11 protein-coding genes are annotated in these 10,812 nt (G+C 70.0%); 6 read left to right on the top strand and 5 right to left on the bottom strand.

Annotated elements, in window-relative coordinates:
• Positions 1–117 precede the first annotated feature (117 nt).
• Positions 118–1,008, bottom strand: a complete 891-nt coding sequence (locus ACFV6H_RS04045) for a VOC family protein (RefSeq protein WP_385538359.1) — start codon at positions 1,006–1,008, stop codon at positions 118–120.
• Positions 1,009–1,324: 316 nt separating this feature from the next.
• Between ACFV6H_RS04045 and ACFV6H_RS04040 the strand changes: the two genes are divergently transcribed.
• The 4 genes from ACFV6H_RS04040 to ACFV6H_RS04025 all read left to right on the top strand — a co-directional run bounded on the left by ACFV6H_RS04040 (position 1,325) and on the right by ACFV6H_RS04025 (position 4,440).
• A complete protein-coding gene (locus ACFV6H_RS04040; RefSeq protein ID WP_384779399.1) occupies positions 1,325–1,972 on the top strand; it encodes a TetR family transcriptional regulator in 648 nt (215 codons plus the stop codon).
• Positions 1,973–2,204: 232 nt separating this feature from the next.
• Positions 2,205–2,816 (top strand): pyridoxal 5'-phosphate synthase, encoded by a 612-nt coding sequence (locus ACFV6H_RS04035; protein ID WP_385538950.1) that lies wholly within the window; start codon positions 2,205–2,207, stop codon positions 2,814–2,816.
• A 136-nt stretch (positions 2,817–2,952) separates the two neighbouring features.
• Positions 2,953–4,128, top strand: coding sequence for a flavin-containing monooxygenase (locus tag ACFV6H_RS04030; RefSeq protein ID WP_385538355.1), 1,176 nt, complete (start codon positions 2,953–2,955; stop codon positions 4,126–4,128).
• Positions 4,129–4,140: 12 nt separating this feature from the next.
• Entirely contained in the window at positions 4,141–4,440 is a 300-nt protein-coding gene (locus ACFV6H_RS04025; RefSeq protein ID WP_385538353.1) for a helix-turn-helix domain-containing protein, read from the top strand.
• A 122-nt stretch (positions 4,441–4,562) separates the two neighbouring features.
• Here the strand turns inward: ACFV6H_RS04025 and ACFV6H_RS04020 are convergent, their stop codons facing one another.
• The gene (locus ACFV6H_RS04020) at positions 4,563–5,525 is read right to left on the bottom strand and encodes a zinc-binding dehydrogenase (RefSeq protein ID WP_385538350.1); all 963 of its coding nucleotides are present in this window, start codon (positions 5,523–5,525) and stop codon (positions 4,563–4,565) included.
• A 132-nt stretch (positions 5,526–5,657) separates the two neighbouring features.
• Between ACFV6H_RS04020 and ACFV6H_RS04015 the strand changes: the two genes are divergently transcribed.
• A complete protein-coding gene (locus ACFV6H_RS04015; RefSeq protein ID WP_385538347.1) occupies positions 5,658–6,296 on the top strand; it encodes a TetR/AcrR family transcriptional regulator in 639 nt (212 codons plus the stop codon).
• Here ACFV6H_RS04015 and ACFV6H_RS04010 read toward each other — a convergent pair.
• Entirely contained in the window at positions 6,250–7,626 is a 1,377-nt protein-coding gene (locus tag ACFV6H_RS04010) for an MFS transporter (RefSeq protein WP_385538948.1), read from the bottom strand. The two genes, ACFV6H_RS04015 and ACFV6H_RS04010, sit on opposite strands and share 47 nt — an antisense overlap.
• 90 nt (positions 7,627–7,716) lie before the next feature.
• Complete coding sequence (locus ACFV6H_RS04005) at positions 7,717–9,021, bottom strand: MFS transporter (RefSeq protein ID WP_385538344.1); 1,305 nt, start codon at positions 9,019–9,021, stop codon at positions 7,717–7,719.
• Positions 9,022–9,103: 82 nt separating this feature from the next.
• Between ACFV6H_RS04005 and ACFV6H_RS04000 the strand changes: the two genes are divergently transcribed.
• Positions 9,104–10,258: a GlxA family transcriptional regulator gene (locus tag ACFV6H_RS04000; RefSeq protein ID WP_385538341.1), complete on the top strand. Its 1,155-nt coding sequence runs from the start codon at positions 9,104–9,106 to the stop codon at positions 10,256–10,258.
• On the opposite strand, the gene ACFV6H_RS03995 is transcribed toward ACFV6H_RS04000, so the two are convergent.
• Positions 10,222–10,755 (bottom strand): ATP-binding protein, encoded by a 534-nt coding sequence (locus ACFV6H_RS03995; protein ID WP_385538338.1) that lies wholly within the window; start codon positions 10,753–10,755, stop codon positions 10,222–10,224. The two genes, ACFV6H_RS04000 and ACFV6H_RS03995, sit on opposite strands and share 37 nt — an antisense overlap.
• Positions 10,756–10,812: the final 57 nt, after the last annotated feature.

The raw sequence follows: 10,812 nt of genomic DNA, 5'->3' as shown, positions 1-10,812 counted from the left end.
GTGCCCCCTGATTCTTCCTGCCTGAGGCAACGGTTGCGAACCCGGGGGCGGATCGGGGTGTCTCACCTCGATCCGGACACCACATGTGTCACACCTTCACCGCTGATCGCCCGTTTATCACCGTTCCGGCCACCGTTCCGGCTCGGCGAGAACGGCGAAAGCGGCGCCCTGGTTGTCCATCAGAGCGGCCATCCGTCCGTACTGGATGTCGAACGGCGGTGTGGTGATCCGGCCGCCGAGCCGGACGACCGTACCCGCCGTCGTATCGCAGTCGCTGACGGAGAAATAGACGAGGAAGTGGGCGGGCATCTCCGCGGGAAAGGCATCTGTGATGACGCTGCGTCCGCCGATGGCGCCGACAGGCCCAGGTTCCGCGCCGCCCGGCCCTGGTCCGGTGTCAGCCTGCCCTGGCTCGGAGTCAGCCCCACCGCCGACCATCGCAGCTTCCGTACCGGCCAGGGACCATATGCGGAAGTCGACCGAGGAGTCGGGCAGATCCGTCCCACGGAAGCCGAGGACCGTCTCGTAGAACGGATCGACGCGCTCCTTGTCCCGCGTATAGAGCTCGGTCCAGCAGAACGAGCCCGGCAGGCCCGTCTTCTCGAAGCCCCAGCCCTCCTCCGACTGCCAGAGCCCGAAGACCGCGCCGGCCGGATCGGCGGCCTGCGCCATCACACCGAACGGCCCCAGGGCCGTCGGCGGCTGTACGGTCCGGCCGCCCGCCCGGGTGATCCGGTCCATCAGCGCGACGGCGTCGGAGGTGGCGAAGTAGACGCCCCAGACGGTGGGCATCCTGCCGTCCTTCTTGGCGGCGAGACCGGCCACGCGCCTGCCGCCGCTGAACGCCCCCGTGTAGTGCCCGTACGCCGCGCGGTAGTGTCCGTACGCCGCACCGCTGTCCTGGCCGAAGGTCCAGCCGAACAGTTCGCCGTAGAAGCGCTTGCCCGCTTCGAGATCGGGGAGCGACACATCCACCCAGCACGGCGTGGATTCCGCGAACGCGGCCATGTCCGGCTCCTTCCGCGCATGGCACCTGCCGTGTGGTGCCCGTCACAGTCAACCTAATGGGCCGCGACCCGGGCCGCAGCGGATGAAATAGTGCAATTGCTCGATTATCGCAGCGTGAAGCCCTCGGCACCCCGAGTTATCCACCGAAGTTATCCACAGGCTGTTGATAACACTATTCACCCGCACGTGAGTCCTGGGGATGACAGTCCACTCCTGGGGATGACAGTCCGCGCGCACGACCCGTGCGAGAGATGGCCGGATCCCCATTTGCACTCGGCCAAATCGCGCCCGGATCACCCCTCGGTAAGCTGACGGCATGACAGGACAAGTGCGCACCGTCGACGGCCGAGTGGCTGGTCGGCGCGGGCAGGCGACGCGGCAGAAGCTGCTCGACTGCCTCGGCGAGATGCTCAGCTCCTCACCGTACCGGGACGTCAAAGTCATCGACGTGGCCCGGCGGGCGGGGACTTCACCCGCGACCTTCTACCAGTACTTTCCGGACGTCGAGGGCGCCGTCCTCGAAATCGCCGAGGAAATGGCCAAGGAGGGCACCGGGTTGACCGCGCTGGTCTCCGGCCGTTCCTGGGCCGGCAAGGCCGGCTGGCAGACGTCGGAGGACCTGGTCGAGGGCTTCCTCGACTTCTGGCGCAAGCACGACGCGATCCTCCGGGTCGTCGATCTGGGCGCGGCGGAGGGCGACAAGCGGTTCAACAAGATCCGCCTGAAGATCCTCAACTCCGTCACCAACTCCCTTACGGAGTCCGTGAAGGAGCTCCAGTCGAAGGGCAGGATCGACAAGGACGTCAGCCCGGCGGCGCTGGCGGGCTCGCTGGTCGTGATGCTCGCCTCGGTGGCCTCGCACCAGAAGAACTTCCAGAGCTGGGGCGTGAAGCAGGCCGAACTGAAGCCGAATCTCGCGCTCCTGGTCCATCTCGGCATCACCGGCAGAAAGCCCACGAAGTAGGCCGCCGAGCGAGCCGGCGCATCGGCCGGCGGGCACGGTACGGGCGTGCCCTCACTGTCCTGTCACGCCGACGGCGGATCAGACCTCTGATCCCTGTCGGCGCTCCCGTATCCGGACCACTTCTGTTTCTTAGCGTTTCTTACGCACCAAGAGCCGGGGGGAAACGGCGCCCGTGAACGACCACGAGCAGGAGGCCTTCCGCGCCCTGCTGCGCGACCAGCCGGTCTGGGACATGGAGCGGCTGCCCGTGTTCGATCCAGCCGCCGCGCCCGAGGAGCCGCTGCCGCTGTTCCGGCGATGGTTCACCGAGGCGGTCGCGGCCGGGCAGCCCGAGCCGCACACCATGACGCTGGCGACCGCCGACGAGCACGGCCGGCCCGATGTACGGACGCTGATGCTGCACGACGCGGACGGCCGCGGCTGGCACTTCGCCACGCACGCGACCAGCCGCAAGGGCCGGCAGCTGGCCGCCCGTCCCGAGGCCGCGCTCGGCTTCTACTGGCCGGCCCGGGCCCGCGCCGTACGGATCCGGGGCACCGTCCACAGCGCCGGCCGCGAGAAGAGCGTCGCGGATCTGCGGGTGCGCTCGACGGGCGCGCTGGCCTCCGCGCTGGTGGGACGGCAGAGCGAAGTGCTGGGCTCGGCGGAGGAGTTGGCGCGGGCGAGCGAGGCGGCATGGGAGCGGGCGCGGCACGAGCCGGACGCGGAGGCGGCGTCGTGGACGGCGTACGTTCTGGTGCCGGACGAGGTGGAGTTCTTCCAGGGGGACGCGCGCAGACGGCATGTACGGCTGCGCTACCGGCGCGAAGGGGACGGCTGGGTACGGGAGTTGCTCTGGCCGTAACTCCGACGCCAGAGGTCGGCACGGCACCGGAACAGCCGCGACCTCCCCGCATCCCCGTTGAGCGTGATCGATTCGCAACCGATTTCCCGTCTTGACCGATACCCACCATGTGATGTTCCGATTACGCTCAGCTTTCATGCCCGACGATTTCGACCGCACCGAGGACCGTCCCGTGTATGTCATCGGCGGCGGCCCGGGCGGGCTCGCCGTCGCCGCCGTACTGCGCGAACGAGGCGTACGGGCCGTCGTACTGGAGAAGTCCGACGCCGTCGGAGCCTCCTGGCGCGGCCACTACGACCGGCTGCGGCTGCACACCACCCGCCGCCACTCCGCCCTGCCGGGACTGAAGATGCCGCGCTCCTTCGGACGGTGGGTGGCCCGCGCGGATGTGGTCCGTTATCTGGAGAAGTACGCGGAGTTCCACCGGCTGGAGATCGTCACCGGTGTCGAGGTCACCCGCGTCGAGCGCTCACCGGACGGCTCCGGCTGGCTGCTGCACGCGACGGGCGGACGGGAGCTGACCGGGCGCGCGGTCGTCGTGGCGACCGGCTACAACCACACGCCGAAGGTGCCGTCCTGGCCCGGCCGTGAGACATACGACGGCGAGCTGCTGCACGCGAGCGAGTACCGCGACGCGCGGCCGTACGCGGGCAAGGACGTGCTGGTGGTGGGCGTCGGCAACACGGGCGCGGAGATCGCGGTCGATCTCGTGGAGGGCGGCGCGGCACGGGTGCGCCTCGCCGTCCGTACGGTCCCGCACATCGTGCGGCGCTCCACGGCGGGCTGGCCGGCCCAGTCGACGGGCATCCTGGTCCGCCGGCTGCCGGCCTGGCTGGTCGACGGCGCGAGCTGGGTGCTGGCCCGGATCGCCGTCCCGGACCTGTCGTCCCACGGCCTGCCACGCCCGGACACGGGCCTGTACACGCGGGTACGCCAGGGCGCGATCCCGGTGCAGGACGTAGGGCTGATCGACGCGGTACGGGAGGGACGGGTCGAGCCGGTGGCGGCGGTCGAGTCCTTCGAGCAGAACAAGGTCGTCCTGGCCGACGGCACCCGGATCACACCGGAGGTGGTCATAGCGGCCACGGGCTACGAGCGCGCGCTGGAGCCTCTGCTGGGCCCACTGAACGTCCTCTCCCCCACCGGCCGCCCCCTCACCCAAGGCCCCCACACCCCGCCCCACGCCCCGGGCCTCTACTTCACAGGCTTCACCAACCCGATCAGCGGCATGCTCCGAGAACTCTCCATCGACGCCCACCGCATAGCCAAAGCCCTGTCCCGCCAGGCCGTGTTTCAGAAGTACAGCCGATGAGGAGTGACCGGGATGAGCGGCCGGAAGAGTTGGGCCGAGCTGAGGGAGGAAACCCTGGCTCGGCCGGAGGCTCAGGAAGCGTACGAGGCGACACGGATCCGCTATGAACTCGGCCGTGCCGTACGGGAACGCCGTGAGGCGCTCGGGATGACACAGGCCCAGCTCGCCGAGGCGGCCGGCTTGCGGCAGCCCGCTGTGGCGCGGTTCGAGGCGGGCGGCACGATGCCCACCCTGCCCCTGCTCGAACGCTTCGCCTCCGCGCTCCACCTGCGGCTGAACGTCGCCTTCGAGCCGCTCGACCGGGCGAGCTGACCGGCCTCGGGGCGCGGGCAGGTGGTTACGTCCGCCTCATGCCGGTGGAGTTTTCAACTCCGGCCACAGCGCTCAGCGTGGACCGCAGGGCTGCTCCCGACCGGGCCGTACGGTCGCGGGGGCTACGGCGTCAGGACGATCCGTCCGAAGACCTCGCCCGCGTCCATCTTCTGGTGCGCCAGCACGGCTCCGTCCAGCGGCAGCAGCTCGTGCACCACTGTTTCGATCTCACCGCGGCTCGCTGCGGCGAACTGCTCGCTCCGCACGGCATGCCGGTCGGCTCCGGTGACGGTGTCGGTGCTGAAAGTCGCGAAAGACATCGACTTCTGGAACGCCGCCATCATCCTCGTGCCGAAGTCCGCCGGCGGCTGACCCGCGACCACGCCCACGGCCACCATGCGGCCGTTCGGGTTGAGCCTGTCGAAGAACGACGGCATGTCCCCACCGGCCACAACGTCGATGATGACGTCATAGCCCGCAGGAGCCTCCTTCCCTCCTTCGCCGGAGCGGTCCAGCACATGGGTCGCACCGAGACGGCGCAGCCGCTCGCCGCGCTCGGCCGACGACGTCGTGACCGCCACCGCGGCGGCACCACCGTGAGCCGCGAGCTGCACTGCCATGATCCCGATACTGCCGGCCGCGCCACGCACCAGGACTGTCTCCCCGGGAGCGAAATGGGCGTGGCGAAGCCCGAAGTGGGCCACCACACCGGAACTGCCGAGCGTCACCGCGTCGACGGCGGACAGGTTCGTGGGCAGGGAAAGCACCTCCTCAACCGGCGCGACGGCCTGTTCGACATAGCCTCCGCCCGTGCCGGTGAATCCCCACACCCGCCGGCCGATCCACGACGCGTCGACGCCGTCACCGACCGCGGTAACGGTGCCCGCCACCTCACCGCCCGGAATATGGCCCTCCTTGAAGCCGTAGGCGGCCAGAGCCCCGCTCCGGATCACGGTGTCGACACCGCCCACGCCGACCGCCTCGGTGGCGATCAGCACCTGTCCGGCAGCGGGTACGGGGGTGGGGAGGTCGACGACCGCCAGGCCTTCGGGACCTCCGTACGTTCGGATCAGAACTGCCTTCAACGTGGTCTCCACTTCTCGGATCGGGCAGGAGCGGCCATGCACCGCACACGCCAACGGCCCTCACCGGCTTGCGAAATCTCTGCGTCCGGAACGCTAACGGACGCCCCCGTCCGCTTAGGTAAAGTGAGAGTGGTGACCGACCCTTTGCCTCACCCCCTGCGTTCCGACGCCATGGACAATCGCGAACGCATCCTTGACGCGGCCCGTGCGCTGTTCTCCACCCAGGGTCTGAACGTGCCGATGCGGGAGATCGCGCGGCGCGCCGGGGTTGGACCTGCCACCTTGTACCGCCGGTTCCCGACCAAGCAGATGCTGGTCACCGAAGCCTTCGCGGACCAGATGCGCGCGTGTCGCGCCATCGTCGACGAAGGATGCGCCGATCCTGATCCCTGGCGTGGCCTCTGCCTGGTGATCGAAAAGATCTGCGAGCTGCACGCACGGGACCGGGGCTTCACCGAAGCCTTCATGTCGGCCTTTCCGGGCGTGACGGACATCGCCGCGGGCCGTGAATACACACTGAAATCAGTTGCCGGACTGGCCCACCGCGCCAAGGAAGCCGGACGCCTGCGCCCTGACTTCGTCCTGGACGATCTGATTCTCATGCTCATGGCGAACAAGGGGATCCACACCGCCACGACCACGACCCGGGTCATGGCCTCCAGACGTTTCGCGGGCTTCGTCATCCAGGCATTCCAAGCCTCCGACCAGCACTCGCCGCTGCCGCCTACGGCGTGGCCGGCATCCGCGGAAGCGGAAGAGGGCGGCGGATGACCAGGGCCATCAGCGCCGCCGCCGCGCACAGCGCGCCCGAGGCGTACCAGACCACGTCGTAGGAGCCGAAGACGTCCCGGGCCAGACCGCCCGCGAAGGCCACGGCCGCCGCGCCCACCTGGTGCGAGGCGAGGACCCACCCGAAGACGATCGCGCTGTCCTCGCCGTAGTGCTCGCGGCACAGGGCGATCGTCGGCGGGACCGTCGCGACCCAGTCCAGGCCGTAGAAGACGATGAAGAAGAGCATCGGCGGATGGACCGAGGGCGCCAGCAGCATCGGCAGGAAGAGCAACGAGACACCGCGCAGGGCGTAGTACACCGCCAGCAGCCGGCGCGCCTCGAAGCGGTCGGTGAACCAGCCGGAGGCGATCGTGCCGACCACGTCGAAGACACCGATCACCGCGAGCAGCGACGCCGCCGCCGTGATCGGCATGCCGTGGTCGTGCGCCGCCGGTACGAAGTGGGTCTTGACCAGGCCGTTCGTGGAGGCGCCACAGATCGCGAACGTACCGGCCAGCAGCCAGAACGGTCCCGTACGCGCCGCCGACACCAGCACCGAGACCGCCCGCCGCGCCGCGCCCGGCACCGGCGCGGGCTTGGCCACGAACTCCTTCGCGCCGTACGCGGGCAGGCCCACATCCGCCGGATGGTCCCGCAGCAGCAGCCAGACGAACGGGACCACCGCCAGCGCCGCCAGCGAGACCGTGACCGCGGCCGGCCGCCAGCCGTGGTGCTCCACCAGCCAGGAGAGCAGCGGCAGGAACACCAGCTGCCCGGAGGCGCCCGCCGCGGTGAGTATCCCGGTGACCAGACCGCGCCGCGCCACGAACCAGCGGTTGGTCACCGTCGCCGCGAAGGCCAGCGCCATCGAGCCGCTGCCGAGGCCGACCAGAATGCCCCAGTACAGCACCAGTTGCCAGGCCGCGGTCATCCAGACCGTCAGCACCGATCCGGCCGAGATGACGGTCAGCGCCACGGCCACGACCCGGCGGATGCCGAACCGGTCCATCAGCGCCGCCGCGAACGGCGCCGTCAGCCCGTACAGCGCCAGATTGACCGAGACCGCGAAGCCGATCGTGCCCCGGGACCAGTCGAACTCCGTATGCAGCGGCTCGATCAGCAGACCGGGAAGCGAGGCGAAGGCCGCGGCGCCGATGATCGTCACAAAGGTGACGACGGCGACGAACCACGCCCGGTGGATACGCCCGGGTGTACGAGGCGTACGAGGCGTACGCGACGCGCCGGGCGTACGGGAAGCGCCCGGGGCGCCGGATGACCGCGCCGCGTCGTCCTGGGCGGGAAGTTCGGTTGACTGTGTCACGTCAGACAGGATCGATGGACGGAACAGTCCTTACGAGTGGCCCGAGGGACAGCATTCGCTACGATCGGGCCATGCGTCCTCACGGCACCCCACGCACCGCTACTCCGCCCTGCGCAGCCCTCTGATGGCCGGTACCGCCAGCAGCACACCGCACACCGCCACATTGATCACCGCGCCCGCCACCAGCACCTCCCGTACGCCCACCGCCTCCGCCACCGGACCCGCCAGCGCCCGCCCGACCGCGAGCATGATCAGCGAGCCCGCGACGTCATACGCGTGCAGCCGGTTCAGCGCCTCGGCCGGGACCTGCGTCTGGACCGTCGTGGACCACATCACCAGCCAGAACGCCAGGGACACACCGCCGAGGAAGAAGCCCGCGGCCAGCAGCGGCACCGGCACGTCGTACGCCAGCACCAGCACGTTCGCGACCACGCCGAACAGCGCGAACGTCCCGGCGAACAGCGGTCTGCGCGGGCGCAGCCGCATCGCGATCAGCCCGCCCACCGCGTTGCCCGCGCCGGTCACCGTCATCATCACCCCGAACATCGCCGAGCCGTGCCGCTCGGTGACGACGACCGCCTCCAGCGGAGTGATCGGGCCGAGCACCGTGATGCCGTACACCGACCAGACCGCGATCACTCCCCAGAGCCAGGACCGCGCCCGGAACTCCCGCCAGCCGCCGATCAGTTCGGAGAGCATCGACTCACCGGTCACCGGCGCGACGGAGGGCATCCGGATCAGGAAGAGACAGATCCCGCTGACCGCGAAGGTCGCCGCGTTGACTCCGAAGATCACCCCGGGACCGCCGAGCCCGACCAGCGCGCCCGCCACCGCGGGACCGGCCATCGCCGTCAGCGACTCGGCGACCCGCAGGACGGCGTTCCCGCGCTGTACGTCGGGCGCCATCAGCGGCAGCATGCTGGCCACACCCGGCTGGAAGACCGCCGCGCCCAGCCCGCTGAGCGCGCTCAGCGCGTACACCAGCCAGAGCGCCGGCGGTCCCATGACGAACGCGACGGCGAGCACCGCCGTACCGACCAGCCGTATCGCGTCCGCCAGCACCATCATCCGGCGCGGTGTGAACCGGTCCGCCAGCACTCCGCCGACGATCACGAAGCCGGCGAAGCACGCCATCCACGCGCCGAGCGCGAAGCTCACGGACGAGGCGCCGTATCCCGCGTCGAGCAGTCCGGCGGCGAGGGCGACCGGCACCATGCCGTCGCCGAAGCGCGCGACGGTACGGGCGAGGAAGAAGAGCCGGAAGTTGGGGTTCCAGAGGGTGAGTCCTGCGGCCTTCGCGGTGTCACCCGGGATGCCGGACTCAGGAACGGCCTCTTCGGAAACGGCCCGTTCGGGAACGGCCTGTTCGGGAACGGCCTCTGCCGCCGCGCGCTTTTGTGTCACAGAGGTGACACCTATCAAGACGTGGTCTGGACCTCCAAGAAGCATCCACGAAGCGGACCGCCGCCATCCGACAGGAGCGCCCATGCAGGACTCGCCGCAGAACCCGCCGCAGGACTCGTCCGGCCCGTACCGCCCGTCGCACCGGATCGTCGTCCTCGCCCTCGAAGGCCTGATCCCTTTCGAACTGGGCATCCCTCAGCGGATCTTCGGCCGCGCCCGCGACTCCGAGGGCAGGCCGCTGTACGAGATCGTCACCTGCTCGGTACGTTCGCCGGGCCTGATCCGTACCGACGCGGACTTCTCGATCCTTGTCGAGAACGGTCCCGAGGCGCTCGCCACCGCCGACACCGTGATCGTGCCCGCCTCTCACAGACTCGGTCCCGTCTACACCGAGGGCGTGCTCACCGAGGAACTCACCGCCGCCTTCGCCCATCTGCGGCCGGACACCCGGATGGTCTCCATCTGCACCGGCAGCTATGTGCTGGCCGCCGCGGGCTTTCTGGACGGCCGCCCGGCGACCACCCACTGGGCCCATGCCGCCCATTTCCAGGGGCTGTTCCCGCGGATCAAGGTCGACGCGGACGTCCTGTTCGTGGACGACGGTGACGTACTGACCTCGGCCGGAGTCGCCGCCGGGATCGATCTCTGTCTGCATATGGTGCGCCGCGACCACGGCACGGCGGTCGCCAACGATGTCGCGCGCCGTACGGTCGTACCGCCGCACCGGGACGGCGGCCAGGCGCAGTACATCCGGCGCCCGATTCCCGAACCGCAGCTCGCGACCACCGCCACCGCGAGGAGCTGGGCGCTCGCCCGGCTCCATGAGCCGATCCAGCTCCGTGACATGGCGGAGCAGGAGTCCATGTCCGTACGGACGTTCACGCGCCGGTTCCGTGAGGAGGCGGGCGTCAGCCCCGGTCAGTGGCTGGTGCAGCAGCGCGTCGAACGGGCCAGACAGCTGCTGGAGTCGACCGATCTCTCGGTCGACCAGGTGGCGCGGGACGCGGGTTTCGGTACGGCGCAGTCGATGCGCCAGCACCTCCAGTCGGCGCTGGGCGTGCCGCCGACGGTCTACCGGCGTACGTTCCGCGCGGCGGCGGAGGGCGGGAGCCCGTCAACTGCGGTCGGAGGGCTCACCGTAGACGGACTCACGGTCGAAGGGCTCACGGCCAAAGGGCCTACGGTCGAAGGGCTCGCGCGTCACGCGGGACGCGGTACCGCGCGGGACGGCTTGTAGGCGGCCGGCTTGTAGGAGGACGACTCATAGGAGGGAGCGGAGGAGGCCGAGGAGACCGAGGAGGCCGGAGCGTATGCGCCCGACGCGGCCTCCGGCGTACGCCGGTCCACCTCGCACCAGATGCGCTTGCCCGCGCCCTCCGGCTGCCAGCCCCATCGGTCGGCGAGTCCGTCGACCAGTTCCAGACCGCGCCCGTTGGTGTCCTCACCGTCCGCGTGGCGCGGACGCGGCGGCGCTGCGCTGGTGTCGGCGACCTCGACCCGTACGGTGCCCGCCTCGGCCGCGCCGAGTCCGAAGAGCATCCGCAGCACGGCCGGACAGCCGGTGTGCACCACGGCGTTGGTGACCAGCTCCGAGATGAGCAGGATCAAGGTCTCCGCGACCGGTTCGTCGTCCCCTATACCGGAGCCGACGAGCCGGGAGCGCGCCCAACGACGGGCACGGCCCACCTCGGCCGGATCGGCCCCGACCTCCAACTGAACCTGAAGCACCTGCACCGCTCACACCATCCGAACCGGCGGACACATCGCCTCGCGCCTCGACAAGGTCCTCGA

Source organism: Streptomyces sp. NPDC059743 (genome assembly GCF_042732975.1).
GTDB lineage: Bacteria > Actinomycetota > Actinomycetes > Streptomycetales > Streptomycetaceae > Streptomyces.
This window is presented reverse-complemented; position numbering and strand designations above follow the sequence as displayed.

Coding starts and splice junctions, on each gene's coding strand:
- ACFV6H_RS04035 (WP_385538950.1), top strand. CDS start 2,205: ATGGAGCGGCTGCCCGTGTTCGATCCAGCCGCCGCGCCCGAGGAGCCG.
- ACFV6H_RS04045 (WP_385538359.1), bottom strand. CDS start 1,008: ATGGCCGCGTTCGCGGAATCCACGCCGTGCTGGGTGGATGTGTCGCTC.
- ACFV6H_RS04000 (WP_385538341.1), top strand. CDS start 9,104: ATGCAGGACTCGCCGCAGAACCCGCCGCAGGACTCGTCCGGCCCGTAC.
- ACFV6H_RS04025 (WP_385538353.1), top strand. CDS start 4,141: ATGAGCGGCCGGAAGAGTTGGGCCGAGCTGAGGGAGGAAACCCTGGCT.
- ACFV6H_RS04040 (WP_384779399.1), top strand. CDS start 1,325: ATGACAGGACAAGTGCGCACCGTCGACGGCCGAGTGGCTGGTCGGCGC.
- ACFV6H_RS04030 (WP_385538355.1), top strand. CDS start 2,953: ATGCCCGACGATTTCGACCGCACCGAGGACCGTCCCGTGTATGTCATC.